The sequence below is a fragment of the Roseomonas populi genome, from assembly GCF_024594815.1.
GTDB lineage: Bacteria > Pseudomonadota > Alphaproteobacteria > Acetobacterales > Acetobacteraceae > Roseomonas > Roseomonas populi.
The window spans coordinates 336,299-362,435 of the sequence record NZ_JANJOU010000003.1 but is presented as its reverse complement, the minus strand read 5'-3'; the positions used below and the strand labels follow the sequence as shown (position 1 = coordinate 362,435).

Sequence of the window (26,137 nt, the reverse complement as noted above, 5' to 3'; positions counted from 1 at the left end):
GCCCGCCATGAGCAAGCCGAAGACGCTGCGGGTGGTCCCGCTGACGAACATCATGACCTCGGCCAGTGAGCGCCATGAGGAAGGCGTTGCCTTCGACCTGGAGACGAGCGAGGCGGAGAACCTGATCGCCCTCGGCCAGGTGGTCGAAGTCGAGAAGGAGGAGGTGCCCGAGGGGGCGCCCGTGGAGGTGCTGCCCGCGCCCGAGCCGGAGCCCGTTCCCGAGGAGCCCGCCCCGGAGCCGATCCAGGTGGAGTTGCCGCCGCCTGAGCCGGAGCCGCCCGCCGCGACCCCGGCCCCGCGCGGCGGCCGCAAGGCGAAGGCCTGATGAACCCCTGGGCCCGCGGCGTCGCCATCATGGCCCGTGGGCCCGGGGGCGTGGATGCCGAGTACCGCGTCCGCGGGGAGGGACCGCCGGTTCACCTCCGCCTCATGCTTGAGAAGGCCGACGAGGAGCAGCGCAGCCGGGTCGCGACCGTCACGGCCGCGCTGGTCTCCGACGATGCCGTGCGGGCGCTGACTGAGGCCGCGCCCGATCAGATCGGCAGGCCGGAGCGCGGCGACACCATCACCATCCCGGCGCTCGGCAAGGCCTGGAAGGTCGAGACGCCTCAGGCAGGCCTGAACGGCTGGGCCTGGCGTCTGCCGCTGACCCTGCTGAGGTAGCCATGGCCCGCATCACCTACCGAGAGGCCGCCTACGAGGCGATCAGGGCCTGCCTGGAAGCCGGCGTGGCCGACGTGGCCGTGGAGCGGAACCGGCGGACCCTCATCCGGGAGGGCGAGAACCGCGTCCTCGTGCTGCGCGACGGCGACCAGTCCTCCGCGCCTGACGCGGTGGGCGAGGACCGCTTCACTGTCCAGGGCACACTGGAGGGCTTCGTGGAGGGCGAGGACGCAGAGGTGGGCGACCTCGTCAGCGCGCTCTACGGCGAGGCCGCCGAGGCGCTCCTGCGCGGCCCGATCCCGCTCGGCGACGGCCTGACCGAGATCTACCCCGTCGAGGGGAACATGGATCTCGACCTGGCCAGCGTCACCGAGAGCCAGACGCCGGTCGGCGCCTTTTACCTCGAATTCACCTTCGACCTCCGCGTGCCATTCGGCAGGCGGTTCCTCGACACCCCCGAAGCATAGGAGGGCCGCATGCCCACCCCGCAGGACTACGTCGTCCTCCGCCTGTCCGCCGCGGCGGTCCGCACGGAGACCAACACCGGCACCGACGCGATCGGCGGTGGCGCCCCGGCCGCCGGTGACTGGATCGGCGGCGAGATCACGGTGCGGCTGCCGCAGCAGACCGCCGACGACCCGTCCCTGACCGGCTCGCTGGACACCAACGCCCCCATCGTCACCGGCATCCGGCCGGAGGTGACCATCCGCATGCCGCTGCGCGGTGCGGGCACGTCTGGCACCGCCCCGGAGTTCGGTAAGCTGATGAAGGCCTGCCGCTTCACCGAGCTGCTGACCGCGACCGCGATCGGCGCGCCCACCGCGGCGACCGCCGGCAACGCGGGGTCCGCGACGCTCGGCACCCCCTTCGCCGGCACGGCCCAGGCCTACCGCGGCATGCCGGCAGCCCTCAGCGGCAACCCGGCCACCAGCATCATCCTGCCGGTGACGAACTACACCGCGCTGAAGGTGGCCAAGCTCCCGTATGTGTTTAACCCGGTCCTCAGCACCTCCACCCTGGTGCAGGTGCTGCCGAACGCGCTCTATGCGCCGACCTCGGACCTGACCCTGCTGAAGCCGGTGACGATCTACGGCTACATGAACGGGCTCCGGCACCGCATCGTCGGCGCCGTCGGCACCGCGCAGCTGGAGATGGTGGACGCCCAGCCGGCCTTCATCACCTTCACCATGCGCGGCCAGTTGCTGGCGGCCTACGAGGCCGTGCCCCTCCCGGCCGGCTCCGCCATCTCCCGCGCGCAGCCGCCGGTCTGGATCAACGGCGTCTCGCGCCTGGACGGCCTGCTCTGCAACTGCGCCCGGATGACCTGGGACCTCGGCGTGCAGCTGGTGGACCCGGAGAACCCGGAGGCGCCGCAGGGCTACGACAGCCCCATCCCCGTCTCTGCGACCCAGCGGATCACGATCGACCCCTTCACCAACTCCACCCGCTCGCCGACCCGGTTCGGGAAGTACCAGCAGGGCCAGTCGGTAGAGTACGCGGCCGTGCTGGGGCAGACGGACGGCAACCGCATCGCGGTCTCCGTGCCGAGCGCCATCATCAACGCCTTCGACAGCAGTAACCGGAACAGCCTCGGCGTGGACCAGCTCACCCTGGCGCCGAACGTGCCGGACGCCGGCGTGTTCATCGCGGCCTTCTGACCCATGGCCGCAAACCGAAAGGCTGCCCTGATGGCCAGCACCGCCACCACCGCCCCCGTCGTCACCGGGGGCGGCGTTCGCGTCACCATGCCGCTGGGTGAGCGCAAGTACATCCTGGCCGCGCCGACCCTGGCCGAGGTGGGCGCCTTCCTTGATGCCCAGGCCATGTCGGATGCCCCGACCGATGCCGAGCTGCAGCAGGCGATCCGCGAGGCGCTGGAAGCCACCGCCGCCGGCACGGAGGCGCTGGACGCCTACGATCGGGCCGAGGATCGCTGGGTGGCCTTCACCTCCATCCACATCCTCACCGGGCCGGACGCCTCGCGCGAGATCCAGGAGCAGGCGATGGAGGTGCGGACGGAGATGCTGGCCGCGCGCCGCCGGCGCGACCTGGCCATCAGCAGCATCGCCCGCGACCCGAAGCTGAAGGCGATGCAGGCCGAGCAGGCCAAGGCCCAGCGCCTCGCCCGCTGCGACCTGCTGGCCGTCGTGCTGCGCGGCTGGGAAGGTGAGGGCCTTCCGGACTTCCCGGAGGCGCTGGACGCCGCGGCGATCGAGGCCGCCATCCCCATGGGCGACCTCGCCGCGCTCGGCCGGCGAGCCGAGGAACTCATGCGCCCGACGGCCGAAGCGGGAAACGGCTGAGGGCCGCGCTGGCGGTGATGCGTGCTCCCCGGGCCTATGCCGGGGGCATGTTCCACGCCAGTGGCGGCGACTGGGTGCTGGCCGAGACACAGTGGCGGCGGAACCCGCGGCTCGCTCTTCGGCCGGTCTTCTTCCACATCGTGAAGCTCTGGAGCCGCTGCCGCGGCGCCATGGGCGGCACCGGGCTCCTCCCCGAGCCGGGCGGGGTCAATCAGCAGCCCGCCTGGCTGATGGCGGCCTTCGCGCTGCTGGACGGCGCCGAGGCCGACATGGAGAAGGCGAAGGACGCCTGAGTGCCGGTCAGCGGCTCCGCAGGTAGTTCTGGATGCAGGCGTCCCGCGCCTGCACTCCGGCCGCAGAGGCTTCGAGGTTCAGCAGGCTGCGCGACCGGTACATGGAGGCCTCGATCGTCTGCCCGCGAGCCTGGCAGGCGTCTATGGCGGCCTGGTCCTGGGCGGAGCGCTGCTGCTGCTGGTGCTGGGCCAGGACTTCGCGGCGGCGCTTCTCGACGGCATCGGAGAGGCGGGCCACCTCGGCGTCGATGCGGGCCTCACGCGCGGCGCGGCTCTGCCGCACCACCGGGTTCTCCTCGCTGATGTTCGCCTCCGCCGCGCGGCGCAGGGCCGCGGTGTAGTCGGGGCGGCCGGAGAGGGCGTCTTCGAGAAGAGAATTCTCGCGGGCCTGTGCGGGGGGCGGTGGGGGCGGCTGCGGCGGAGCCGGGCGCGAACCCAGGACTACGCCATAGGGGCCATCGCATTCATAGACCCCGCGCCGGAGCAACTCGGCCCGGATCTCTGGGTCATTCCGCTGAGAACTCAGCGGGGCAGTATAGCGGCGGCATAGGAACGTAGTGTCGGTTGTCGCCGGTTCCACGGCGCAGCCGGTCAGAAGCCAAGGCGAGGCAAGAAGGGCGGCAACAACAGCTATCCGGCGCATGGCGCTCCTTCCCTTAGTTGGGGCGAAGAATGGCCGAAGGGGCCATCACGGGCAAATGGGCGTCCCATCCGGGGCGCTCTTTTCATTTGGGGGCTCCTCATGCCGGCAATCCGCCTGACCACCAGCGGCGTGCGGATCCCCGACCTGCTGACCAAGTACCGGGAGCAGGCCAATCAGGTCGTGCAGTCCGCCGTCGAGGTGGGCACCGCCGGCATGCTGCAGGACTTCCGCTCGAACCTCGCCGCGGCCTTCCCGCGGTCCAAGCGCGCCGCCAACCTTGTCACCAGCCGGGTCTTTCCGGAGCGCGAGGTCTCCATCAACGCGGCCGGGTCGGTGGTCGGGCGCGGCGGCAAGGGCTCGGCCTGGCCCGCGCCCCTGAAGCTCTTCGCCGAGGGCGGGACCATCTACCCGACCAAGGCAGGCACGGCGCTCGCGGTGCCGACGGCGCGGGTACCCATGGTCAGCCGCCGCAAGATGACCCCGGACGAGGTCTCCCGATCCTTCGGCGAGCGGCTGACCCTGGTTCCCGCACGGGGCGGTGTCTGGGGCTACCTCGTCCTGAAGAAGCAGACGGTCGGCCGCTCCGGCCAGGTGCGCCGCGCAACCAAGCGCCGCGCGGCGCAGGGGCGCGGCGCGGAGAGCATCGTCATGTTCGTCCTCATCCCGCGCGCGACCATCCGCAAGCGCCTGGACTTCGACACCATCGCCCAGAAGTGGGCCAACACCATGCCGCAGCTGCTGGAGCAGCAGGCGGCACGCATCACGGAAGGAGGGCGTAGCTGATGGCCGGCACCACCTATGCCTTCCGGCTCCAGGCCGAGGGCGCGGATCAGGTTGAGCGCACGTTCGAGCGCGCGGCGACGGCAGGCAAGGAGTTCCAGTCCGCCGCCGATGCGCTCCGCGACAGCAGCACCCGCACGGCCGGCGGGCTGGACACCCTCACCAGCAGCGTGGGGCGCAGCGCAGCCGAGGCCTCCCGGGCGTCCCGCGAGATCGGCCGCTGGACCCGCGAGCTTGATGCGGCCGCGGCGGCGAATGACGACCTGGTGGCGGCGCGGCAGCGCGCGGCCCGGCTGGAGGAGGCCATGGCCGGCCTTCAGTCCCGGGGCCGGCAGGTGACGGAGGAGCAGCGCTCGGCGGTCGCCGCGGCGCGCACCGAGTACGAGCGCCTCCGTGACCAGTCGGACAAGACCAGCAACAGCTTCAAGCTGCAGCAGTATCAGGTTCAGAACCTCACCGCTCAGGTGGTGGACCTGGGCGTCCAGATCAGTTCCGGCGGCGGCATCCTCCTGCCACTCATTCAGCAGGGGCCGCAGGCCGTTGACGCGGTGGGCGGCGTGCGGAACGCCGTGGGTCTCCTGGGGCAGGTTCTGACGCCGGCCCGGGTCGCGACCCTCGCGCTCGGTGCCGCCCTCGTCACATCGGTCGCGGCGGCGGAGAGCGCCGATCGAACCATGCTGGGCCTGCAGGCGCGGCTCCGGGCAACCCGGGCCGACTATGCCGAGGTGGCGCGGCAGGTCGAGGACACGGCGCGCAAGGTGGCCTCCACCAGCGGCATCTCCGCAGCCGACGCGCGGCAGGCCGGGCTGGCGATCGGCGGCGCCAGGGACTTCTCCGGCAGCCAGTCCGACCTGGAGCGCATGGTCCGCCTCTCGGGCGACCTGGCGCGGGTGCTGGGCCTGTCCGTCCCGGAGGCCGCCGAGAAGGTGGCGGCCGCCCTTCGCAAGCCGGCCGAGGCCGCCCGCCAGCTGGCGGAGCAGGACTTCCGCACGCTGGACGAGGCGACCCTCCGCACCATCGAGCGGCTGGACAACATGGGCCGCCGCAGCGAGGCGGCAAACCTGACGCTGGACGCCATTGCGAAAGCCAGCAGCGGCGCCGCGCGCGACCTGACCCCGCTCCAGCGCACCATGGACGACCTGTCGAACTCGGGCGCCCGGGCCTGGAACAGCCTCCGGCCGCTGGTGGAGGGCATCGGGCGCCCGATCGCAGGGGGTGCCGCTGGCCTGCTTGGCGCCCTGAGTGGCGTGCTGGAGCGCCTGGAGCGGATCCGCGCCCTGATCGAGGGCTCAGGCCTCCTCGGCCGCATCCTGGCCGGCGATCCCGTCACGGCCGGCGTTGAGCTCCGGGACCGCATCGTCGGTTCCGACGGATCGCTGACGCGCGGGTCCATTGGCCGAGAGGCGAGCACCTCCGACATCCAGGCCGCCATCCGCGCCGAGGCGCAGCGCCTGGGCGAGGACGCTGCCTTCGCCCAGCGCATAGCGGTGCAGGAGAGCGGCGCAAGCCAGTACCGGAATGGCTCCATCGTGACGTCGCGCGCCGGCGCGCTCGGCACGATGCAGCTGATGCCGGGCACGGCGTCCCAAATGGGCGTGGACGCCACGGACACGGCCGACAACATCCGGGGCGGCCTGGCCTACATCCAGTGGCTGAGGAAGTTCCTCAACGACCTGGGGCGCCGCACTGGCACGGGCGACCTGGGCGCGGACGAGAGCCTGGTTGCCGCGGCCTACAACGCCGGCCCTGGCCGGGTGCAGAAGTTCCTCGAAGGGCGCGGCACCCTCCCGTCCGAGACCTGGGGCTATGTCCGGGCTACGGCGCGCAGCGGCGTGCTGACCGGCGCGGCCGACGAGATCGGGACGGCGGACGAGCGCTACCGCGCCGCCTCGATCCGATCCCGCGAGCGGGAAAACCTGGAGGACCAGATCTCCCAGACCCGGCGCACCCTGGCGACCCCGGGGCTGAATGCCGAGGACCAGAAGCGGTACAACGAGCTTCTGGAGGAGCAGCTCGCGAAGCTGGCCGCCCTGCGCGACCCCATGGACCAGCGCGCGCAGCAGCACCGCAATCAGGTGGCGCTGCTGCAGATGGAGGAGGGCGCGGCCCGGAAGCTGCTGGAGGCCGAGCAGCAGGAGATCGAGAGCGCGCGCCAGGAGGGCCGCACCCCCGATGTGGCCGGCGCCCGTGCCCGGGCCCAGGAGCTGCTGAACGCCGAGCTCGAAGTCGCCATCGACAAGGGGCGGCTCGCGCGGGAAGCCCAGGAACGGCTGACGGCAGCATACCTGGATGGCTCAAAGTCGGCTGCCGAGGTGGATCGCACCATCCGCGCCGAAACCGAGGCGAAGAAGACTGCCGCGGTCACGACGGGCGACTACGCCGAGCATGTCCGGCGGCTGACAGAGGAGTACCGCCTCAACTCTGCTGCCGCCGCCGACAACACCACGGCGAAGAACCTCCCGGCCCAGCGCGAGCAGCTCGCGCTGCTGGAGAAGGAAGGGCAGCTGGTCAGCCTCAGCGCCGAGGCGAGGCAGACCGAACTGGCCGTCTTCCGCGAGCGGCAGCGCGTACTGCGGGAGGGCGGCGATCCGGACAGCGGCGTCAGCCAGGCGGCGCAGAACAACATCCGCCGCATGGGCGAGATGCAGGCCGCGAACCAGCAGCTCACCAACAGCTGGAGCGAGTTCAGCCGCATCGGTGAGAACGCGGTGGACCGGGTCACGCAGGCCGTCATCGACGGTGGCGGCAAGGTCCGGGACTGGGGCACGATCTGGAAGCAGACGATCACCTCTGTCGGCTCCGACCTCCTGAAGCTGGCGGCCATCAACCCGCTGGCGAACTGGGCGTTCGGCGGCACCCGGCCAACGCTGGGCGGTGTGTTCTCGGCAGCGGGCACGGTCGGCAGCACTCTCTCGCCGATGGCTTCCAAGGGGATGCCCGTTACTGACACCAGCGGCAACCTCATCGGGTACGCCGGCACTGCCACCAACGGACAGCAACTCTCCGGCCTGTTCAACAGCACGCCTGGCCCGACCATGCTGCAGAGTGGGTATGACTTCTCCAGCGGCTTCATCGGGCGGGCTGACGGCTGGCTGGGGACTAATATCGGAGGCACGCTTAACACACCGGTCTGGGAGGGCGTTGGTGGCGCTCCCGTGTCCGTGGGTGGCGCAGCCCTAGGTGCTGCCAGCTTTGCGGGTGGCGCCTACGGCCTCTACACCGGCATCCAGAACGGCGGCCCCAAGGGGCTGGTCCAGGGAATTGGCGGTGTTGCCGGTATGGCCGGGGGCGCGGCTGCGCTCCTGGGTGGCGGCGGCACAGCGATCGGTGCGGCGACCGGGGCCGCGGCAGCAGGCAGCTTCGCGAGCGCCGGAACAGCCGCCCTGGGCGCCGTCGGCACCACGGGGGCCGCCGCAGGCGGCGCTGCCGCCGGCGCTGGCGCGGCCACCGCGGCCGCCGGCGGTATGGCGGGCGTGCTGGGCGCCGTGGCGACTGTCGCCCCCTACGTTGCAGCCATCGCGGCGATCGTCGCCATGTTCCTGCCCGCCCAGAAGCCCTCCAACCGTGAGGGCAACTCCACCATCGACTTCGGCGACGGGTCGGTCTTCAGCGGCGGCGCGACGGGCGGCAAGTTCAGCCAGGAGAACCGCGACGCAGCCAAGAGCCTGACCGATGCCATCGGCGGCATCGCCGACCGCATCGAGACCGCCTACGGGGTCCGCCTGGAGGGGCGCATGCAGGTCGGCGTGGGCGACCGCGACGGCATGTACCTGACCCGCAACGGCCGCGACAAGCTGACCTTCACGGCGGACGAGAAGGGCTCGACCGACCTTCTTCGCGAGGCGTCGAAGCGCATCGTTGAGGGCGTGGCGGACCAGCTCAAGGGCGCCATGGCGACCACCTACGCCACAGTCGGCACGGGCGACCTCGACAGGCTGCTGGGCGCGCTGGATTGGACCAGCACGACCTACAAGGCCTTCGAGGACAATAAGGACCCCGAGAAGCCGACCTCCTACGAGCAGGAGATTAAGGCGGTCACCGACGCCTACGAGCCGCTGATCGCCAAGGCCAAGGAGTACGGCCTCGCGCTGGAGCCCATTTCCGACGTGATGGACGAGCAGCTGGAGGCGGTGGAGAAGGCCCGGAACAGCGACTTCGAGAAGCTGCTCCAGGGCTACCGGGTCACGGCCTCGCAGCTCACCGGCGGCGATCAGACAGCCGAGGCGCTGAAGCAGTTCGACCAGGCGCGCACGGCCGCCTGGCTGGCGCTGGAGGCGCAGATCAAGGACTGGAACCTGCCGGACGCCGACGTGAGCAAGGCCACCGCCGGGTTCGACCGGGTGCAGGACCTGCAGCGGGCCGCGCTCCAGCGGCAGACCACCCGCGCCTTCGAGGACCGGGAGGCCTCGGCCGCCGACATCCGCAACAGCCTCCGCAACGCCTACCTGGAGGCGAACGGCGACCCGGAGGTGGGGGTGCTCTCCTATACCCAGCAGCGGGACAACGAGTGGCGCGCGCTCAAGCGGCAGATGGAGGACCTGGACTTCGCCTTCGGCGACATTGTCGCCTCCTCGGAGGAGTTCAACGCCGTCACGCAGGTCAACATCAAGGCCCTGCGGGACAAGGCCAAGGCGGAGAAGGATGCGGCCGAGACCACCCGCCTGACCACGGAGCAGAGCGCGCTGACCCGCATCGGCTCGGTGCAGGGCACCCTGGTGGACTTCCTGAACGGCATGAACGCGTCGACGGCCTCGCCGCAGAACGCCTTCACCGCCGCCCAGGAGCAGTTCGCGGCCGAGATCGCCAAGGCGCGGGCTGCGGGCATCCAGGGGATCGACGCCGGCCGGGTCACCTCGGCGGCGAACACGCTCCTCTCCGCCGGCTCCTCCTACCTCGGCGACGGCATCCAGGGGGCGTTCCTCCGGCAGTCCGTGGAGAGCCAGGTGCGGAGCCTCGGCGCCGCCCTCGACCTGCCGGCCTTCGGTGGCCAGATCGAGCGCGCCATGGCGCCGCTGCTGACGGTGAGGGACGCGCTCACCTCGCTGCAGCAGGAGGTGACGCGGCTGCGCGTGGAGCTGGAGAACACCCGCTTCTCCAAGGCGGCATGAGCCTCGGCCTCTCCCCGCTCGCCGCCGCGCCGCTGGCGGCGCTGTGGCAGCCCGACATCCCGGACCCGGTGCCCGGTACCGTGCTGGTGGGCACGGGCGCCGTCGATCCGATCTGGGCTGTCGCGCTGGAGCGGCCGGCAGGTCTGGCCCTGGTGGTGCCCCTCGGGCTGACGGCGGGCCTTCCCGCGGCGGCTTTCGCCTTCCCGGCCGTGGCGGAGCCCGCCCTGCCGGTGCTGCGCTACACCGACCGCGGCTGGATCGGCGAGCCGACCGACCCGAACGCGCCGAACGAGAGCTGGCCGGCCCGGATGTTGGACGCGCCGTCCATCGTGCGGACGATCCCGATCTACCCGACCGAGGCGCGGCGCTCCGAGGTGAATGCCGGCGAGATCCTGCTGGCCAATGCGGACGGCGCGCTGGACAGCCTCGCCACGGACTGGCGGCTGGCCGGGCGGCGTCTGACGGTGCTGCGCGGCCCCTACCGCCGCGGCCGCCGGGCGGCGCGGTCGGAGTTCTCGACTATCGGGGGGTTCCGCATCGAGCGCGTGGCGCAGGGCACCGACCGGCTCCGCCTGCCGCTGGGCAGCGCGGCGGCGGATCTGACGATGCCGGCCTCGGGCACCTACGCCGGCACGGGTAGCTGGGAGGGCACGGCCGAGATGGCGGGGCAGGCCAAGCCCATCCGCTACGGCATCCACCGCAACGTCCGGCCCGCCATCGTAGTCCCGGGCCTCCTGGCCGCGCACCTGCATGACGGGCCGATCAGCGCGGTGCTGGCGGTGCGCGGGCGGGGCGATCCGTTCGGCTATGCTGGCGACTATCCCAACCTGGCGGCGCTCGCCGCCGCCACGGTGGCCGCCGGCACCTACGTGACCTGCCTCGCCGCCGGCTGGCTGCGGCTGGGCAGCACCACCTCCTCGCTGACGGTGGACCTGCGCGGTGCGGCGCCGGCCGGGGCCTACCTGGGGACGGCCGCTGCGATCGCGGCGGACCTGCTGGGGCGCAGAGGCGGCGTGACGTCTGACCTGGCGCAGGCCGTCTCGTTCTATGACTGGCCGGTGGGCGAGGTGCGGCTGGACGCATCGGGCCTGACGGTCGCGGCGGCGATGGATGCCCTGGCCTCCAGCGTCGGCGGCTGGTGGGGGGCGGACGCCCTCGGGCGCTTCCGCGGCTCGCAGCTCCTGCCGCCCGAAATCGTGGGGCCCTCCATCCTGCTGGAGCCCTGGATGCTGGCCACGCCGCCGGAGGAGGTGGACGCCGCGCAGGCGCCGTGGTGGCGCGTGCGGGTGGACTACCGCGCCCTCGGCGTCACTCAGAGCGGCGAGGACCTGGGCGCCGTCAGCGACGCCGACCGCGCTCTCTACGGGCAGGCGGCCCAGACCGCGACGGAGTACCGCCCGGCCGTCCAGAGCGCCTTCCCGGGCGCGCAAGACGGGCCGCAGGTGCCCAGCGCCTTCGATGACGCGGCCGATGCGCAGGCCATGGCAGTGCGCCTGATGGACCTGCACGGCACGCCGCGGCGCACCTGGCGAGCGGAGGTCCGGCCGGACCAGGCCTGGCGCTTCTGGTCCGTCATGGAGCCGGGCCAGCCGGTGAGCCTCACCTGGTCGGGCATCGCGGCGCTGCGCGGTGGGCGGACGATGATCCTGCGCGGCATCTCGGCCCGCGGCGACCGCCTCACGCTGGATCTCTGGGGGTAAGCATGGCGGTGATCGCGTGGCGCAACGCGGCCGAGGCCGCGGGCGTGAGCCTGTCCTCGAACACCCAGGCGCCCGGCCTCGGCGTGCAGTCGCTGCTCACCCCGACCATCGCCGAGGTGTGGCGCAGCGCCACGGGCGGGGCGGTCACGCACTGGATCGGCATCGACTTCGGGGCAGTGGTCCCGCTGCGTCTCCTCGCTATCGCCGCGCCTCGGGACGGCATCCTGCCGGGAACAGGGGCGACCTGGCGCGTGGTGCTGAGCAACACCTCAGTCGGCGGCACCGACGTGGCGAACCCCGCCTTCACCGCCCTCGATATGCGCCGCGGCGTGGCCGCGACGCTGCTGCCGGCGCCCGTCTCCGCGCGCTACGCCCAGTTCATCATCAGGACCGTCGCGGGTGACCCCTACCTGCAGCTCGGCCGCGTCTGGGCGGGCGAGGCGCTCGTGACCTCGCGGGCCGTCTCCTACGGCTGGGGGCGCGGGGTCCTGGATGCCGGCACGGTGGAGCGCGCACCCGTCTCCGGCGTCCGCTACGCCCAGCGCGGCGCCACCTATCGCCGTCTCGACTTCGACCTGCAGTTGCTGCCGCCGGAGGACGCCCTGGCCCTGGACGAGGCCGGGCTCGCCCTCGGCACCACGGCGCAGGGCTTCGTCTCACCGCTGAACGACGACCTGCGGCACGGCATGTTCGGCCGCTTCTCCGAGCCGCCGGCGCCGGAGCAGTCCAACCACCGCCTTTTCAAGGCGCACATCGCCTTCCAGGAGGACCTCTGAATGGGAACGCCGCTGCGGACCGGCAATCGCGTCCTGCTGACGACCACGACGACGGGCACGGGCACCTACCAGCTCTCCGGCAGCGCGGTGGCGGCCACCTACTTCACCCCCGCTGAAGCGGGCATCCCGTCCGGCTCGCGGGTCATGTACGTGGTGGTGGACAGCCTGACGGCGCCGACGATGCTGGAGCTGGGAGAGGGCATCTATTCCGCCGGCAGCCCTGCCACGCTCACCCGGGCGCAGATCAAGGCCAGCTCCCTTGGCACCCTGGCTGTGAACTGGCCGGCAGGCACGCGGTTCGTCTTCCTGACCGTGCACGCGGACCGCACACCCGTCTTCGAGACGGACAGCAGCCTCCTCGTCTCCGGCTGGCTCCGGGTCAACACGCCCCAGAACGCCCCGGGCTCGGCGGGTGTCGGCGATCAGGTTGGAGCCTCGCTGACGCCCACTGGATCGGCATTCCTCTCCTCCAGCACGTCCGCACCCCTCAACGTGAACGTCGCCATCAACGTCGGCGGCAACGCGGTGCAGTTCACCACCTTCGGGACGAACGTCGGCAGCATCGGCACCTCGGCCACTGCTACGTCTTTCAACACCTCGTCCGACCGGCGCCTGAAGGAGGAGATCGGCCCTGTCGATCCCGACCTGCTCTACAAGCTCCGCCCGCTGCGCTTTCGCTGGAAGCGCAACGGCGAGGAGGCGACCGGCTTCTTCGCGCAGGAGGTGCACGCGGTGTTCCCCGAGGCGGTGACGCCCGGCGACAGCGACGTGGCAGGCCAGGAGGACCCGGGCTTCCGCATGTGGGCCATGGACCAGTCAAAGCTGATGGTCCTGGCGATCGCGACCATCCAGGCGCAGCGCAAGACCATCCAGGACCAGGGTAAGGCGATCCAGGCCCTGCAGAACGATCTCGGTGGGCTGGTCAAGAAGCTCACCGGCCTGAAGCTTCTCTAGCGCACCACCCCACAATCTGGAGCACCAGCATGGCGACGACGGCTCTGCCGGCGGCGGTGAACCTGCGTTTGCGGGTCGGGCGAAGCGAGCGTCCGGCTCGCCTGCAGGACGGCACGATGATCCGCGTCCTGGCGACGGGAGCGGACCGCTTCACTGACGCGGCGGTGCCGCTATCGGGCGTGTCCTGGCAGGTGCAGCGCCCCTCCCAGGCCGGCACCCTGGACTGGGACGACGTGCCCGGCGTGGAGACCGCCCAGGGTTGGGCCCTATCCCACGTGACGGACGAGAGCGGGCGCTACCGCATCCGCTGCACGGTTGAGGGCCCTACGCCCGGAACGGCAGAGATCGCGGTGGATGTCGGCGCCTCCATGCTCGGCGCGGCCAGCCTGGTCGAAGCCGACGTGTCGCTGCCGATCCTGCGCGACTACGCAAGCCAGGCCGGCGCGGCCGCGGCAGACCTCAAGATCGCGACCCTCACCCAGGAGGACATCCGCACCGCGCCGGCTGCCATCGCGGCGGCGCCGCTGGCACGGGACGCCTACCGTGCCGCGGGTGGCGTCGCGGCCACGCTGACCGAGCAGCCCTGGCTGGATGTGATGCCGGTGGCGCCCTACCAGGTGCTGCAGCCGGCGAACGGTGGCCTGCCCATCCAGCACTGGACCGACCGGATCCCGCTTCTCCTGTTCTGGGGGCAGTCGAACTCGGCCCGGGGCGGCGCGATTGGCCGGGCGCTCTCCTCCCTGCGCGAGGCCTTCTACCCGCACACCCTGGTCTGCTTCGACTTTCCCAAGCTCGGCGCCGTCGAGGGCACCGAGGGGTTGGTGGACCTGTCCGGTGTCACCGCCTTTGCGCCGTACCGCGACCGCGGCGACGGCGTGCTCTGGGTCGGCACGGCGGTGCTCACCGCCCTGCAGGACCTCATGCGCCAGATCGGCTACGCGCCGCGGCTCATGATCGGCTGGAGCGCCGGCCAGGGCGGCACCTCGCTCAACGGCTTCGCCCCTCCGGGCGCGAGCTGGGCCACCCCCGATGCCGCCAACACCTACGGCAATCTGAGGGAGGGCGTGGTCGCGGCGGAGCGGATCGCGCGCGAGCGCTACGGCCGCGGCATCGACGCGTCCATGTTCTTCTGCCAGGGCGAGGCCGGCGTCTCCCCCATCAGCACCTCGGCGCTCTGGGCCGGGTACATGGTCGAGATCGCCGACTATCTGGCGGCTGATCTCACCGCCATCACCGGCCAGAGCAGGCCCTTCCGCATCTGCCTCATGCAGACGGCGCTGGCGTCCAACCTGGGCGACTTCACCAACCGCGACATCGTCCCCGCCGCGCAGGCGCAGCTCTGCCGCGACCGGCCCGACCGATTCAGCCTCATCGGCACGATGACGGGCCTCGCCTACATCACCTCCAACCAGCACCCGGAGGAGGACGGCCGCAAGGAGGTCGCCGGACCGCAGGCCGAGGCCATGCTGCATGAGACGGTGCTCGACCAGCGCTGGAACCCGGTCTGGCGCCGCGCGGTGCGGCGGATCCCCGGCCAGCCGGCAGTGCGCGTGTTCTACGACTTGCCGCCCACGGCGCAGGCGCTGGCCGTGCACAGCCGCTTCGTGGTGCCGAACCTCGGCTTCCGGCACGTCCAGTCGGCGATCCTCACGCCGATGACGGACGTGGCGGGGAACGCCATCACCGGCGCGGCGCTGGCGGCCGGGCGCGGCGATGCGGTGGACCTGACCTTCACCACGGCGCCGGCCACGACCGGCGACCTTGCCTATGCGCTGGGCCAGGACACCAGCAGCGCGGACACCTGGGCGAACGGGCGGGGGCAGCTCTATGCGCCGTCCATTCACGACAATCCCTACTGGCGGCGCCGCCAGTCCGGCGCGCCGGGCAAGCCGGGCGGCGACATCCCGCAGAAGTCGCGCCACGACGCGGTGAGCGAGCGAACGCCGCTGACCATGCTGGACGTGCCCCTCGTCACCCAGGTCGCCCCGGAGCTCGCGGCCGCCGTGGCCGGGCAGGCGAACCTCGCCTGGTGGATCTCGGCCGAGGCCTCGGACCTGGTCGAAGCCGGCGGCAAGGTGGTCGCCTGGAGGAACCGCAGGACCGGCGCCAGCGGCGAGGAGGCGTTCCGGCAGGCAACGGCGGTGCGACAGGCGACGCCTGCGGAGGGCATGCTGCTCGGCACCGAGCGCATGGCCCGCATGGGGAACGGGGTCGTCTCCTGGTACAGCGCGCAGGCGCCGGTGGATCTGCTGCAGCCCTGGACCTTCGCCGGGCTCATCCAGGCCGGCGCAAGCGCCACGAGCGGCTACCTCTTCGGCAAGCATGCCGCGGCCGGCGCGGCCTCGCCCGGCACGGGGCTGAGTATCGCCGACAGCTCGGGCTTCCCGACCCTCTACCTGAAGCATGGCGGCCAGGCCGACATGATCACCCAGGTCGGCGTCCAGCGCGGCATGCCGATGCTGGTGTGGGGCTCCTACGACGGCGCGGGCACCATTCGCATGCGCTGGCAGGGCTCCGATGTCGCGCAGGGTACGGTCTCGGCCGCGGGGCTCGCGGCCGTCGCCGGCGTCGCCTCGGCGAACCTCGCCCTCTGTGGGCAGGTGGACCTGGCCGGCCCCTTCACCTTCGACGGCTGGTTGCGCGACGCCTGGTTCTGGCAGGGCGCCGATCTGCTGGGCGAGGCGGTGCCCACCCGCCGCGATCAGGTCGAGGACCTGGTGCGCCGGGTCTATCCGGACGTGCTGCCGCGCCCGCCCGTCATCATCCCGCCCACGCCCGACCTCGCGGGGCTGCCCGATCCCACAACCCTGCCCACCGCGAAGCCGGCGCTGCCCGGCCAGTGGTGGCTGAACGGAGGTGTCCTGTGCGTGTCCTGATCCGCGGGGCGCTCGCCCTCGCACTCCTGGCCGCTCCGGCGGCCGCGCAGAGCCCGACCTTCGATGGGCTGACGCTCACCGTGCCGCTCGGGATCGCCAGCGGCGGCACGGGCGCGTCGAACGCGGCAGGCGCCCGCGCGGCGCTCGGCGCCCTCGGGATGGACAGCCCGGCGCTCACTGGCGCGCCCACGGCGCCGCTCCCGACCGAAGGCGACAGCAGCAACCGCATCGCCACCACAGCCACACCGCGGGCCTTCGTGGACACCTACGCGACACCGGGCGGCCCCTACACCTGGACCAAGCGGGCCTGCGCCGTCGTCGTGGAGGTGGACGTGGTCGGCGGCGGGGGCGGTGGGGGAGGGGGCGCGCGCCTTGCCTCCGGCACGGCCGGCTCCGGCGGCGGTGCAGGCGGCGGTGGCGCGATGCGGCGCCGCTCCTTCGAGGCGTTGGAGCTGCCCGCCACGGCGCAGATCACGGTCGGGGCCGGTGGCGCGGGAGGTGCAGGCGCCACGGCCGACAACACGGCTGGGTCAGCCGGGACCGGCGGTGGGATGACCGACTGGTTCCCGAACAACCAGGTTCGCCTTCAGGTCCACGGGGGCGGCGCGGGCGCCGGTGGGGGCGTCGGCGTCAACGCTGGGGGCGGCGGGGGCGCGGGCTTCCGCGGTGCCGGTGGCGATGCGAGCGGCGCCACCGCCGGCGCGGCGGGCCTCACCGGGGGCGTCGCTGGCAGCACCGCCCAGACCATCCCTGGGCTGGGCGCCGGCGGCGCTGCGGCCGCCAATGCCAACAGCGGTTCGGCAGGTCCGGCCGCGGGCGTCGGGCCGGCAGGCGGCGGCTCGGGCGGGGGCGTAACTGCGGCCAATGTCGCCGCCGCCGGCGGAATCGGCGGCGCGGCTGGCCTACTCAACGGCGGCCCGGCCGGCGCGATCGGCGCGGCCGGCAGCTCGCCCGTCAACGCGCCGACCGGGGACAGCGCTGGCTCCGGCGGTGGAGGCGGGGGCAGCGCGGTGGGAGCGGCTGGCGGCGCTGGCGGGGCAGGGCACCGCGGCGCCGGCGGTGGAGGCGGTGGGGCCTCGCAGGGCGGCTCGGGCGGCACAGGCGGCGCTGGCGGCCCGGGCTGGGTGCGCGTCGTGACGCGGTGCTGAGGGAGGGCCACGCCATGCCCAGCAGCCCCAACCTGCGCCCCTTGGGCAACACGGGCGCCAGTGACGCCGCCCTTGATGCAGCGGCCAGGGCCGCGGCCGGGTCGGCCAGCGCTGCCGCCGGCTGGTTCCGCGATCCCTTCCGCTACCCGCAATGGCTGGAGGCCACCTTCGCCATCACTTGGCTGAGCTGGTCCGTGGCCAACCTGCTCTCGCCCGACGCCCTGACAGACCGTCCGGCGCTGGCCATCCTGAATGTGCTGGGCGGCTGGCTCTGGCCCTGGATCGGCTTCGCGCTCTTCCCCTGGCAGATCGCCGCGCTGCGGATGGGGAGCCTGCGCCAGCGCGCTCTCGTGCAGACGGCCGGCTATGTCGTCCTGGCGCACGTGACGGTCTGCGTGGGCGCAATGAGCCTCGACCCGTTCTCCCCCATCATCACCCTGCTGCTCGCGCTCACGACGATCGCGGGCATCCTCTCGTGGAGGTTGTGGCGCCGATATGCCTAGCCTGACCGCAGAGCAGATCGTCGCCATCGGCTCCATGTTCTTCGCCGGCTTGGCCGGGTTGCTCACCGCCTACGGCGCCATCCGCTCGCGGCGGGACGCCATCAACAAGGAGGATGAGGAGGAGCTGGAGATGGCGCTGGCCATGGCGCGGCGCAAGTTGGCGCACGCCCATGCCTTCATCAGCGTCCTAACCCTGGCGGCCGTGAAGATCCGGCACGTCGCGGCCGAGCGGCTCATCCTCGCCGGGGATGACCGGGTGCTGCCCGAGGTGCCGGTGTTCAAGGACATCGAGTAGCCCCACGCCGGGCGGATCAGTCGGCGGGCTCTGCCGCCTCTTTCGGCGAGGGCTCGCAAGGTACTTCTCCGGGCCGCCGTGAAGGCGGCAGCCAAGGATACACTGGGAGCGCCAGCACCTCGGTCGAACGGCGAAGGGCGGCATCGCAGGCGGCGTGGATCGCTTCGATTTCGCTCGGTCGGGAGGTGCTGATGTGCATGTCCCCGTGTAGCTCACATCGGCCGCTTTCACCTTAGCGCAGAGTAACCCACGACCGGCCGGTCAGCTGGGAAGGCCGCAAAGAGGCGTCGCGGACCGGGTTCGACACCGGCTGCACGTCGGACGGCGTCCAGACCCCGTAGCTTCTGGCGCTTCGTTGTGCCTCGTTCGGGCCGAGACGGGTCCATCCCCGCAGCTGCAGACGGGAGAGCTAACGCAGTCCAGGAGCGTCTGTCACAGCGCAAGTATCCGAAGAAAATACAATCGTTTCAGTTGCCCTCGCGCTCCGCGTGGCACGGCCTCGTCAAAATTGATGAAGCTCCGCGTCTGGCCGGTAGCCGGATACCTCACCGAAAATGGAAACACCTCATGTCCGACGCCCTTGCGCCGGCTGCCGATCCTGTCGTGCCTCCTGGCCGGCCGAGCATCGGACAGCTCATCGTCACCGCCGTCTCGCCCCTGCTGCTCATTCTGATGCTGGTGGCGCTGATCTTCATCCAGATCCCGCCCGAGAACCGGGACATGTTCAACATCGCCCTCGGGGCGGTGATCGGCTGGAACACGGCCGTGGTCAGCTACCACATCGGCTCCAGTGCCGGCAGCGCGGCGCGCGCGGCCACCCTGGACCGCTTCGTCGGAGGCGGCCGATGACCCCCGCCCTCTGCATCCGCCTGACGGTGGATCCCGTGCTGGCCTACCTGGCCGGCTTGGGGGTGAAGAGCGACGACCGCGCCCGGGTGATGCTGCTGGCAATCGGCGGCCAGGAGAGTGGGGCCTTCAAGGCCCGGCGACAGGGCGGCAACGGGCCAGCCCGCGGCTGGTGGCAGTTCGAGGGCGGGCCGATGAGCGCCACGGCCGAGGTGCTGACCGGCGGCGCCACGAAGCGCCTGGCGGAGCGGGTATGCGCCGACCTGCAGGTCTCCACCGATCGGGCGACCGTCTATGCTGCCCTGGAGCACAACGACCTCCTGGCCTGCGCCTTTGCCCGTCTGCTGCTCTGGGGAAGCCCCAAGGCGCTGCCTGGGGTGGATCAGCCCGACGCCGGCTGGGGCTACTACCTGTCCCGCTGGCACCCGGGGAAGCCGCACCCGGAGACCTGGGCGGGGCACTGGCGGGAGGCGCTAGAAGCTGTGGCAGCCAACCGGCTCTAAGCCGATCGGGCGCTCATCCATCGGGCTCGTGGCCGGGCGAGCCTTCTAATTGGACTACGGTCGGGTCTGTGGCAACAATGTCGAGGGTGAACAGGATCACTCCGACTTCGTCGGTCACGTCCATGTGCCACAATTCACCGTTCCAGAAGCCCTCCGTGTCTCTGCTCAAAAGTTCGCCTGTATAGAGCACTGCATTCAGCCTAGCGCCCGTCAGGTCGGGTAAGTCAGTCCCTTCTCGGTCTGGCAGGTATTGCCCATCGTGGACATGGAAGAAGTACCTCGGCATCTATGCCCCGCAGTCCTGTGGCGGCGGCACAAACATCCGTCATGCGCAGGCAGCCACGGAGGAGCCTGCGATGTCCACACCATAGGTGTCGGGAAGCCGGGGTTCATAGGAAATTGCGATATTAGAACTACCTCACTCGCCCCAGCAGCTTAGCCGGCCCAGAAGGCAACCTGATGCTGGATGGGGCGTGCGGCACCATGACCCGGGCGGCACTTGCCTCGTTGATCCAGCGGCGTGGGAAGGCGGACGCCAACCGGGTGCTGGTGGCCATGGTCACTGCCCAGCAGTCGGTCCGCTATCTGGAGATCACGGAGGCAAACCCGACCCAGGAAGACTTCGCTTGGGGATGGCAGTTGAATCGGGTGGCGGGGCTAATCTGAGCGTAATCAGGCGCCCCCATTGCCGTCCACGCCGTCTGAACTGCGGGTCGGAGGCTAGTCCATACACCACACCCCCAAAAATCCAGCTAGGGTGCCCGGGTCCGATGCCCAGGTCGTCCGGAGAGTACTCCGGCGTGCTTCTTGATCGGCGGCTCTTCACTGGTCCGAGTTCTGCTCCGACCCGCACGGCGGACGTAGGTTTGGCAGCAATTTGTGTCAACTACTGGCGAGGTTATTCGGCTGAAGCATCACTGATTGCAAACTTAAGAGGCGACCCGTCCCCCCATGTCAGTGCGAACTTGTGACGGCCAAGTGTCGTATGGTGGGAAACATCAATCGATGTTTGTTGATAACCCGCTGCCGCCGAGTATATCTCGAAATACGCTTTCTGATCGAAGCCAATGTAGACCGACAGCTGTTCTTTCCCGTCCGGAGACATCATCTTCGTGATCGGCGCTCCGGACAATTGAGCAAGAGGGAGCTTCGGTTTGTAAGTAAAGGTATACCCTCCTTCTCTCGGCATCCTCTCCTCTCCGCGCTCGTTGGCGGGCCATCTATTTGTGCCCTGCAACAAGGCAAAGCCTGGCGGGCAGGTCGCCGATGCGCTGTGGTTCGGAATGAAGTGATAATCGTCGATAACGTTTATCTGGGTAGTGTGAGCATGCTGGTTTACAAGCCGTCCGATCACCCATACAGCATCGATCGTAGTAGTGTGCCGAGGGAGCCAGTCGAATATTTCTCGCTTTAGCGAATTGATGATCTCTTGATATGTGGGCCCGTGATTCTCTGAAACGCCTATGCAGACGATCGAGAATTCATCCGGCGGGAGCTGCCCTCGAGCCGACTTCAACTGGGATATCGCTGTTCTTGAGTAATTCTTCCGCACCTCGAGGGCTGCCTCACAAGCCCGCACCGACATAGCGTAGCCATCCGGACTAGAAATCTCGAAATGTCCGATGCTCCCGGGAGTAGAGATAAAAGGTAATTCCCGCACCTGCTCGTACTGCAGGCTTATCCGGTCAGACAAACGCACAGGAGTATCTTGAGTGGTCCGCGCCGCGTCGCGGATCGCTCGGGCATGCAGGTTCGCATCGTGAGCTTCCAGAATACCGTCAAAATAGAAGGTGCAGACGGAGCTAACGTCGGCTCTGTCCATCCCCTCCAGTGCAACCTTGAAGAGGAGACGAGCGATCCTCTTTTGAGCTGCGTTGAAGTCCTCGAGTGACTTACACTCGAAGTTCACGAAGCCGGACGGCAGCGTGATGCGCAGATCAGGTGTTCGTGCTCCAGGTGTCGAATTTGGAGGAACGAAGTCCACCTCGTAACCAGTGTTGCGTAAGCTCAAAAGACAAGCCGCTTCGAAGGCGGCTGAGTGATACTCAGATTTTTGTGCGAGACGCCGAAAGAATGAGTCCTCTTGAGGATCGCCTAGGCATTCGCAGATCGCGACTAGGTCTTCGAGAAAAAGGCGTAGTTCGGGAACTAAAATATCGAATCCTTCGCGCTCTACCTTCTCCGCAACATCGTGCAGATGGTGCCAATTCTTAGCGAACGGGTGATGTCTGATGTCGCCGATTAGTGGGAGGCGTACATCATCTTTCGGTGGTGCCTTGTAGCCCCTAAGCAGCGTGGGCAGGTGACGTCGAAGCTGCCGCTCGAAGTAAGACAAGAGGATGCGGAAATCCTCCTTTTTTCCCGACCAATTATCCACCGACATGAGATCTCCAGTTCCAGACTTCGACAACTCAGATTCCTGAGCCGGCAGGTGTCATAGGCAGTCTCTATGACGCCAGCAGCGTAAAAGACTACCATCCGGAGAAGGTCAAACGGTTGAGGCTGTCGATTAGCCGAACCCGCTCGCAAGTCTTCTGGGCAGCTCATCTTGATCGCGACCTTGAAGAACACGTCCCCCGAGTTCTGCAGCTGCTCGGCGATGCTGGCCGCCATTAGATCGTCGTTCTCCCGACAGGGGTGGACCTGATGGTGTTCGACTTCGGGGTGAACGCCGGCCCCGGGCGGTCCATCAAGATGCTTCAGGGCTGCGTCGGCGTTGCGGCGGATGGGGCGTTCGGGCCCAAGACCCTGGCCGCCGTCGTGCAGGCCAACCCGGCGCGGCTGATCGAGGTGCTGGCGAAGGCTCGGATGACCTACTACCGGAGCCTCTCCACCTTCGACACCTTCGGCCTGGGGTGGACCCGGCGGACGGACAGTACCAAGGCGAAGGCGCTGGAAATGGCGGGAGCAGGGGGGCTAGGTTTGTGCCTCGCGCCCTGGGCTGGAGACGCACGATCCTCGTGCGGGTGACGAAAGCGCTGGGGACTGAACGGCCAGCCGGGAACCCTCCCGCGCTGGCCGTTTTTGCGTTCACACCCCGGGGTTGTTCTGCCCGAACGGGTTGAGCGGCCGGGGCTCAGGCGCCTTCTTCAGCACCACATAGAGGCTCCGGGCGAGGTGGGCGGCAATCCACTGGGCCATGTAGTCGGGATCGTCCCTCAGCCCCTTCGTGTGCGCCTTGCCCCGATCGTTGAAGCGAAGGGCGTAGGAGATAGCGGCGGCGAGATCCTTGGGGGCGGCCGGGGTGAGATGCGCGTCGGCCATGCGAGGTCAGCCGCTCCTCACCCGATCACCCGGCGCCTGCGGCTCGGTATTGTCCCAGCGGAACGGGCGCCGCCACCGCAGGCGACCGTCCTGGGGCCGGCGGTGCTGCCTTAGCGCCCACGCCTCCGCCAGCTCCAGCAGCCAGTCCGCCCGGTCGCGGGATAGGTCCCGGATGATGTCCTCGACCGTCTCGCGCGGGACCGCTGCCACGCCGCCAGCGTCGAGGAAGGCCTCGACTGCGGCCTCGAGCCGCCCGCGCTCATCGGCGCCGCGGCCGCCTGCCTCCCTGTAAGCCAGTCCCACCGCCTCCCGCAGAGCGGCGGGCCACTGGGAACGCCACTGGATCATGCCAGGACGGGCTCCTCCAGCGCGCGGCCGAACGCCTGGCTGATGGCGCGCAGGCAGACCACCGCGTTCTCGGCCTTGCGCCGCTCCGCCTTCTGGGTGGCCTCGACCTCGTCCACCGCTTCGGCTGCCTGCTCGGAGGCCTCGGCGAAGCCGTCGCGCAGTTCCTCGAGCCAGGTGGACACCTGCTCGGCGTCCCCGTCCCGGCGCAGGTTGGAGACGATGGTCTCCACCTCCATCACACAGCGCGCGGGCGTCGGCTCTTTCTGCATGAGGCGGGTGATACGGGTGGCGACCTCCTGCTGGACGGAGGGGCGGGCAGGGGGCTTGGCCATGTCGGCTCCTATCGATTCGCGGGCCGGAACCTTACATGGCGTTCTCGTTCTGTTCACCTCTTTTTCGCCGGGCGCCCCATGCCGGAGCGGGGGAGGGCCACCAGGCTGGCGGCCGGGCTCAGCCCCTCCATGACCAGGGCCGCCCACTCGTGCGCCAGCTCGCGCCGCCGCGGCATGTAGGCCGCCCGGTTGTAGATGCTCTCGACCCCGCTGCCGGGCGCGTGCGCCAGCATCAAGTCGATGATGGCCCGGTCCTGCTCACTGTCCGCGTGCCGCTCGTTCATGATGGTGGAGAAGCTGGACCGGAAGCCGTGCGGCGTGTGGCGCCCCTCGTACCCCGCCCGGTGGAGCATCCGGTTGAGCGTGTTCTCGCTGATCGGCAGGAGCGAGGATCTGCCGCTCGGGAAGAGGAAGCGGCCGCGACCGGCGAACTCCCGGGCCAGGCGGAACAGCTCCACCGCCTCCGGCGCCAGCGGCACGACGTGCTCCCGCTTCTTCCCCTTGCGCCCCTTCATCCGCTCGGCAGGGATCCGCCATATCGGGTTCGGCCCGTCCAGCTCCTCCAGCTCCGCCGGCATGGCGCCGCGCAGCTCCTTCGAGCGCACGGCCGTGATGGCGAGGAGGCGCATGGCGATCCGCCCGGGCGGATAGGCGGGCTGGGTGTCCACCTTCGCCAGCATCTCCCGCAGCTCCACGATCGAGACCAGGGCAGGGTGGTGCTCCTCCGCCTCGGCCGGGCGCAGGGCGCCGCCGACAGTCTGCGCCGGGTCGAACTCGGCCAGGTCCTCGGCGATGGCGTAGACGAACACCGCGCTCACCTGCTGCCGGATCTTCCGGGCGGTGGTCATGGACCGCTCCTCCACCCCGCGGAGCATCTCGAGGACCATGCGCGGTTTGATGGCCTTGATCGGCAGCGCGCCGAGCGCCGGGAAGACGTCCGCCTCCAGGTTCCGCATGACGTCCCGCGCGTGGCTCTCCGACCAGGCCGATTTCCGCATGGCGTGCCAGGCGCGGGCGATCGGCTCGAAGGTGGTGGCCGCCTCGGCCGCGGCCTGGGCCCGGCGGGTGCGCTTCTCCACGGACGGGTCTTGCCCCTTGCCGAGCAGGGCGCGCGCCTCCTCCCGCGCGCGTCGCGCATCCGCCAGCGACACCGCCGGGTACGTCCCGAGGGCGAGCATCTTCTCCCGGCGCCCTTCGGCGTCGCGCACCTCATACCGGTAGCGCCAGAGCTTGCCGCCGGCGGGCGTGACCAGCAGGTGCAGCCCGCCGCCGTCGGGCATCTTGTACGGGCCATCCTGTCTGGCCTGCGCGGCCTTCACCGCCCTGTCCGTCAGCTTCACCGGCAGAATCTCCCGATACCCGGTTTTTCCGACCCTTGTACCCGAAATATACCCGGTCCTGACCGGGGATCATGGCGAAGGGTGCGGAGGTCATAGGAACTCGGACCCACCATAAAGGTAGGCGGATCGGGGCGAAACGGACCTGCGCGAAATTTGTAGGAATGGCGGCCACGGATGGACCAGAAGCCGCCGTACCACTTGTTGCGGTAGCACAGCCCCGTCATCTGCACGCCGATCGTGCCGGGATCGGTGTTCACCCCGTCCACGCCGCAGTTCACGAACTGCGCGGAGTGCGTCAGGTCATCCAGGTGCCAGCCGATGTCGTGCCCGTACTCGAAGCAGTTCACGAAGTTCGGCATGTCGGCCGTGGTGATCCAGAAGGCCTTGCCGCGCCGGTGATTGACCGTGGGGTTCACCGATCCGCCGCCGGCATAGCTGCCGGCGAAGGCGCTGCCCAGCAGGTCCAGCGTGGTGGTGCTGGGCACGGCCGCCACGGTGAAGCGCCCGTTCGCCCCCGCCACGCCGCCGACCCCGCTGACCAGCACCACGTCGCCCACCCGCAGCTCGTGCGCCGAGCCCGTGGTGAGCCGCACGAGGCCGCCGCCGTTGTTGGCGCAGCCCGTGACCGCCCAGGTGGTGGCGGCGAAGGTCCGGCCCGTGGTGGCCAGCGGGTGCCAGTTGATGCGCTCGTTCTGCCCGATGTCGAAGGACTTGCCGAGATAGAGGCCGTTGGTGCAGTCCCCCACCACGTCGCGGATCCGCGTGCGGCTGGCCCCGTTGCTGTACACGCCCCAGGTGAAGCCGATGATCAGCAGGCCCCGCACGGAAGCGTCGGTGGCGTTCGTCGCGCTGCCACCCGTGGTGCCGTCCCCGATGCTCACCGCCGTGCCGGCGAAGGCGGCCGCGCAGTCCAGCGCCTCCCGCACGGAGGAGGGCGCGGCGAAGCCCTTGCGGATGATCGCCACCTGCTCCAGCGCCGAGTTCCGCCGCAGGCGGATGGTGCGGGCAGGATTCAGGATGATGGAGTAGGGCACGGAGTTGTAGTCGTTGTTGATGCGCCACCCGCCCGGATCTCCGCCGCCCTGAAGCGTGACATTGGGCGGGATGACCAGTTCCGCGCTGTCGATCAGGTAGCGGCGCGGCCCGAGGAGGACGATGCCGCCTCCGGTACTGGCGGCGGCGTTCAGCGCGGCCTGAAACGCGGCGGTGTCGTCCGTGGTGCCGTTGCCCACCGCGCCGTAGTCGCGCACGTGCAGCGGCCGGTCCGCCATCACCGTGCTGCGGAACTGGGCGAAGGTGGCGCGCCGGGTCTCGGCCGCGCCGCCGACGCCCTGCACGATGGGCGTGATGTCGGTATCGGCGAAGGAGATCGCTGCGGGAAGGTCGCTGATCTTGCTGTCAGGCATGGGGTAGCGGCTCCGGAAGGGGGAGGGCGTCGGGCGGGGCGGGGAAGGGGCGGTCG

General features: G+C 70.3%; 27 protein-coding genes. 19 read left to right on the top strand and 8 right to left on the bottom strand.

Features of this window, described 5'->3' with window-relative positions; translation table 11 throughout:
- Positions 1–7 precede the first annotated feature (7 nt).
- From NRP21_RS07015 to NRP21_RS06990, 6 genes are read left to right on the top strand one after another with little or no spacing between them, the layout of a single operon-like run.
- The gene (locus NRP21_RS07015) at positions 8–325 is read left to right on the top strand and encodes a hypothetical protein (RefSeq protein ID WP_257715457.1); all 318 of its coding nucleotides are present in this window, start codon (positions 8–10) and stop codon (positions 323–325) included.
- On the top strand, positions 325–663 hold the full coding sequence (locus NRP21_RS07010; protein WP_257715456.1) for a head-tail joining protein: 339 nt from the start codon (positions 325–327) through the stop codon (positions 661–663). Before NRP21_RS07015 ends, NRP21_RS07010 begins: the two co-directional genes overlap by 1 nt.
- 2 nt (positions 664–665) lie before the next feature.
- On the top strand, positions 666–1,130 hold the full coding sequence (locus tag NRP21_RS07005; protein WP_257715455.1) for a hypothetical protein: 465 nt from the start codon (positions 666–668) through the stop codon (positions 1,128–1,130).
- Positions 1,131–1,139: 9 nt separating this feature from the next.
- Positions 1,140–2,321 (top strand): hypothetical protein, encoded by a 1,182-nt coding sequence (locus tag NRP21_RS07000; protein ID WP_257715454.1) that lies wholly within the window; start codon positions 1,140–1,142, stop codon positions 2,319–2,321.
- A gap of 30 nt (positions 2,322–2,351) precedes the next feature.
- Positions 2,352–2,966, top strand: a complete 615-nt coding sequence (locus tag NRP21_RS06995) for a hypothetical protein (RefSeq protein ID WP_257715453.1) — start codon at positions 2,352–2,354, stop codon at positions 2,964–2,966.
- Positions 2,967–2,980: 14 nt separating this feature from the next.
- Positions 2,981–3,259: a hypothetical protein gene (locus NRP21_RS06990; protein WP_257715452.1), complete on the top strand. Its 279-nt coding sequence runs from the start codon at positions 2,981–2,983 to the stop codon at positions 3,257–3,259.
- Positions 3,260–3,266: 7 nt separating this feature from the next.
- On the opposite strand, the gene NRP21_RS06985 is transcribed toward NRP21_RS06990, so the two are convergent.
- Positions 3,267–3,746 carry a hypothetical protein gene (locus NRP21_RS06985; protein ID WP_257715451.1) on the bottom strand — a complete coding sequence of 160 codons (480 nt, stop codon included), beginning with the start codon at positions 3,744–3,746 and terminating at the stop codon, positions 3,267–3,269.
- Between the two features lie 255 nt (positions 3,747–4,001).
- Between NRP21_RS06985 and NRP21_RS06980 the strand changes: the two genes are divergently transcribed.
- The 11 genes from NRP21_RS06980 to NRP21_RS06930 all read left to right on the top strand — a co-directional run bounded on the left by NRP21_RS06980 (position 4,002) and on the right by NRP21_RS06930 (position 19,391).
- Positions 4,002–4,685, top strand: a complete 684-nt coding sequence (locus tag NRP21_RS06980) for a DUF6441 family protein (protein WP_257715450.1) — start codon at positions 4,002–4,004, stop codon at positions 4,683–4,685.
- Positions 4,685–9,790 (top strand): phage tail length tape measure family protein, encoded by a 5,106-nt coding sequence (locus NRP21_RS06975; protein WP_257715449.1) that lies wholly within the window; start codon positions 4,685–4,687, stop codon positions 9,788–9,790. The genes NRP21_RS06980 and NRP21_RS06975 overlap by 1 nt, the downstream gene beginning before the upstream one ends.
- Positions 9,787–11,490, top strand: a complete 1,704-nt coding sequence (locus NRP21_RS06970; RefSeq protein ID WP_257715448.1) for a hypothetical protein — start codon at positions 9,787–9,789, stop codon at positions 11,488–11,490. Before NRP21_RS06975 ends, NRP21_RS06970 begins: the two co-directional genes overlap by 4 nt.
- A 2-nt stretch (positions 11,491–11,492) precedes the next feature.
- On the top strand, positions 11,493–12,266 hold the full coding sequence (locus tag NRP21_RS06965; protein WP_257715447.1) for a discoidin domain-containing protein: 774 nt from the start codon (positions 11,493–11,495) through the stop codon (positions 12,264–12,266).
- The gene (locus tag NRP21_RS06960) at positions 12,267–13,220 is read left to right on the top strand and encodes a tail fiber domain-containing protein (protein ID WP_257715446.1); all 954 of its coding nucleotides are present in this window, start codon (positions 12,267–12,269) and stop codon (positions 13,218–13,220) included. It begins immediately after the preceding gene.
- Positions 13,221–13,249: 29 nt separating this feature from the next.
- Positions 13,250–16,096: a hypothetical protein gene (locus NRP21_RS06955; RefSeq protein WP_257715445.1), complete on the top strand. Its 2,847-nt coding sequence runs from the start codon at positions 13,250–13,252 to the stop codon at positions 16,094–16,096.
- A complete protein-coding gene (locus NRP21_RS06950; RefSeq protein ID WP_257715444.1) occupies positions 16,084–17,244 on the top strand; it encodes a hypothetical protein in 1,161 nt (386 codons plus the stop codon). Before NRP21_RS06955 ends, NRP21_RS06950 begins: the two co-directional genes overlap by 13 nt.
- A gap of 14 nt (positions 17,245–17,258) precedes the next feature.
- The gene (locus tag NRP21_RS06945) at positions 17,259–17,747 is read left to right on the top strand and encodes a hypothetical protein (RefSeq protein WP_257715443.1); all 489 of its coding nucleotides are present in this window, start codon (positions 17,259–17,261) and stop codon (positions 17,745–17,747) included.
- Positions 17,740–18,042 carry a hypothetical protein gene (locus NRP21_RS06940; protein WP_257715442.1) on the top strand — a complete coding sequence of 101 codons (303 nt, stop codon included), beginning with the start codon at positions 17,740–17,742 and terminating at the stop codon, positions 18,040–18,042. The genes NRP21_RS06945 and NRP21_RS06940 overlap by 8 nt, the downstream gene beginning before the upstream one ends.
- 567 nt (positions 18,043–18,609) lie before the next feature.
- A complete protein-coding gene (locus NRP21_RS06935; protein WP_257715441.1) occupies positions 18,610–18,891 on the top strand; it encodes a hypothetical protein in 282 nt (93 codons plus the stop codon).
- A complete protein-coding gene (locus NRP21_RS06930; RefSeq protein WP_257715440.1) occupies positions 18,888–19,391 on the top strand; it encodes a hypothetical protein in 504 nt (167 codons plus the stop codon). The genes NRP21_RS06935 and NRP21_RS06930 overlap by 4 nt, the downstream gene beginning before the upstream one ends.
- A gap of 13 nt (positions 19,392–19,404) precedes the next feature.
- On the opposite strand, the gene NRP21_RS28010 is transcribed toward NRP21_RS06930, so the two are convergent.
- Positions 19,405–19,677 carry a DUF6894 family protein gene (locus tag NRP21_RS28010; RefSeq protein WP_408639606.1) on the bottom strand — a complete coding sequence of 91 codons (273 nt, stop codon included), beginning with the start codon at positions 19,675–19,677 and terminating at the stop codon, positions 19,405–19,407.
- 173 nt (positions 19,678–19,850) lie between these two features.
- On the opposite strand from NRP21_RS28010, the gene NRP21_RS06925 reads away from it, so the two are divergent.
- Complete coding sequence (locus NRP21_RS06925; RefSeq protein WP_257715439.1) at positions 19,851–20,057, top strand: putative peptidoglycan-binding domain-containing protein; 207 nt, start codon at positions 19,851–19,853, stop codon at positions 20,055–20,057.
- A gap of 232 nt (positions 20,058–20,289) precedes the next feature.
- Here the strand turns inward: NRP21_RS06925 and NRP21_RS06920 are convergent, their stop codons facing one another.
- On the bottom strand, positions 20,290–21,774 hold the full coding sequence (locus NRP21_RS06920; protein ID WP_257715438.1) for a hypothetical protein: 1,485 nt from the start codon (positions 21,772–21,774) through the stop codon (positions 20,290–20,292).
- 263 nt (positions 21,775–22,037) lie between these two features.
- Between NRP21_RS06920 and NRP21_RS06915 the strand changes: the two genes are divergently transcribed.
- Positions 22,038–22,361 carry a putative peptidoglycan-binding domain-containing protein gene (locus tag NRP21_RS06915; RefSeq protein WP_257715437.1) on the top strand — a complete coding sequence of 108 codons (324 nt, stop codon included), beginning with the start codon at positions 22,038–22,040 and terminating at the stop codon, positions 22,359–22,361.
- Positions 22,362–22,421: 60 nt separating this feature from the next.
- Here the strand turns inward: NRP21_RS06915 and NRP21_RS06910 are convergent, their stop codons facing one another.
- The 5 genes from NRP21_RS06910 to NRP21_RS06890 are packed head-to-tail and all read right to left on the bottom strand — an operon-like array spanning position 22,422 to position 26,081.
- Positions 22,422–22,655, bottom strand: coding sequence for a hypothetical protein (locus NRP21_RS06910; protein WP_257715436.1), 234 nt, complete (start codon positions 22,653–22,655; stop codon positions 22,422–22,424).
- Positions 22,656–22,661: 6 nt separating this feature from the next.
- Positions 22,662–23,003, bottom strand: a complete 342-nt coding sequence (locus NRP21_RS06905; RefSeq protein ID WP_257715435.1) for a hypothetical protein — start codon at positions 23,001–23,003, stop codon at positions 22,662–22,664.
- A complete protein-coding gene (locus NRP21_RS06900; protein WP_257715434.1) occupies positions 23,000–23,335 on the bottom strand; it encodes a hypothetical protein in 336 nt (111 codons plus the stop codon). Before NRP21_RS06900 ends, NRP21_RS06905 begins: the two co-directional genes overlap by 4 nt.
- Before the next feature lie 53 nt (positions 23,336–23,388).
- Entirely contained in the window at positions 23,389–24,675 is a 1,287-nt protein-coding gene (locus NRP21_RS06895) for a tyrosine-type recombinase/integrase (protein WP_257715433.1), read from the bottom strand.
- Entirely contained in the window at positions 24,672–26,081 is a 1,410-nt protein-coding gene (locus NRP21_RS06890) for a glycosyl hydrolase family 28-related protein (protein ID WP_257715432.1), read from the bottom strand. The genes NRP21_RS06895 and NRP21_RS06890 overlap by 4 nt, the downstream gene beginning before the upstream one ends.
- Between the last annotated feature and the right edge of the window lie 56 nt (positions 26,082–26,137).

Coding starts and splice junctions, on each gene's coding strand:
- NRP21_RS07015 (WP_257715457.1), top strand. CDS start 8: ATGAGCAAGCCGAAGACGCTGCGGGTGGTCCCGCTGACGAACATCATG.
- NRP21_RS07010 (WP_257715456.1), top strand. CDS start 325: ATGAACCCCTGGGCCCGCGGCGTCGCCATCATGGCCCGTGGGCCCGGG.
- NRP21_RS07005 (WP_257715455.1), top strand. CDS start 666: ATGGCCCGCATCACCTACCGAGAGGCCGCCTACGAGGCGATCAGGGCC.
- NRP21_RS07000 (WP_257715454.1), top strand. CDS start 1,140: ATGCCCACCCCGCAGGACTACGTCGTCCTCCGCCTGTCCGCCGCGGCG.
- NRP21_RS06995 (WP_257715453.1), top strand. CDS start 2,352: ATGGCCAGCACCGCCACCACCGCCCCCGTCGTCACCGGGGGCGGCGTT.
- NRP21_RS06980 (WP_257715450.1), top strand. CDS start 4,002: ATGCCGGCAATCCGCCTGACCACCAGCGGCGTGCGGATCCCCGACCTG.
- NRP21_RS06975 (WP_257715449.1), top strand. CDS start 4,685: ATGGCCGGCACCACCTATGCCTTCCGGCTCCAGGCCGAGGGCGCGGAT.
- NRP21_RS06970 (WP_257715448.1), top strand. CDS start 9,787: ATGAGCCTCGGCCTCTCCCCGCTCGCCGCCGCGCCGCTGGCGGCGCTG.
- NRP21_RS06965 (WP_257715447.1), top strand. CDS start 11,493: ATGGCGGTGATCGCGTGGCGCAACGCGGCCGAGGCCGCGGGCGTGAGC.
- NRP21_RS06960 (WP_257715446.1), top strand. CDS start 12,267: ATGGGAACGCCGCTGCGGACCGGCAATCGCGTCCTGCTGACGACCACG.
- NRP21_RS06955 (WP_257715445.1), top strand. CDS start 13,250: ATGGCGACGACGGCTCTGCCGGCGGCGGTGAACCTGCGTTTGCGGGTC.
- NRP21_RS06945 (WP_257715443.1), top strand. CDS start 17,259: ATGCCCAGCAGCCCCAACCTGCGCCCCTTGGGCAACACGGGCGCCAGT.
- NRP21_RS06940 (WP_257715442.1), top strand. CDS start 17,740: ATGCCTAGCCTGACCGCAGAGCAGATCGTCGCCATCGGCTCCATGTTC.
- NRP21_RS06935 (WP_257715441.1), top strand. CDS start 18,610: ATGTCCGACGCCCTTGCGCCGGCTGCCGATCCTGTCGTGCCTCCTGGC.
- NRP21_RS06930 (WP_257715440.1), top strand. CDS start 18,888: ATGACCCCCGCCCTCTGCATCCGCCTGACGGTGGATCCCGTGCTGGCC.
- NRP21_RS28010 (WP_408639606.1), bottom strand. CDS start 19,677: ATGCCGAGGTACTTCTTCCATGTCCACGATGGGCAATACCTGCCAGAC.
- NRP21_RS06925 (WP_257715439.1), top strand. CDS start 19,851: ATGCTGGATGGGGCGTGCGGCACCATGACCCGGGCGGCACTTGCCTCG.
- NRP21_RS06920 (WP_257715438.1), bottom strand. CDS start 21,774: ATGTCGGTGGATAATTGGTCGGGAAAAAAGGAGGATTTCCGCATCCTC.
- NRP21_RS06915 (WP_257715437.1), top strand. CDS start 22,038: ATGGTGTTCGACTTCGGGGTGAACGCCGGCCCCGGGCGGTCCATCAAG.
- NRP21_RS06910 (WP_257715436.1), bottom strand. CDS start 22,655: ATGGCCGACGCGCATCTCACCCCGGCCGCCCCCAAGGATCTCGCCGCC.
- NRP21_RS06905 (WP_257715435.1), bottom strand. CDS start 23,003: ATGATCCAGTGGCGTTCCCAGTGGCCCGCCGCTCTGCGGGAGGCGGTG.
- NRP21_RS06900 (WP_257715434.1), bottom strand. CDS start 23,335: ATGGCCAAGCCCCCTGCCCGCCCCTCCGTCCAGCAGGAGGTCGCCACC.
- NRP21_RS06890 (WP_257715432.1), bottom strand. CDS start 26,081: ATGCCTGACAGCAAGATCAGCGACCTTCCCGCAGCGATCTCCTTCGCC.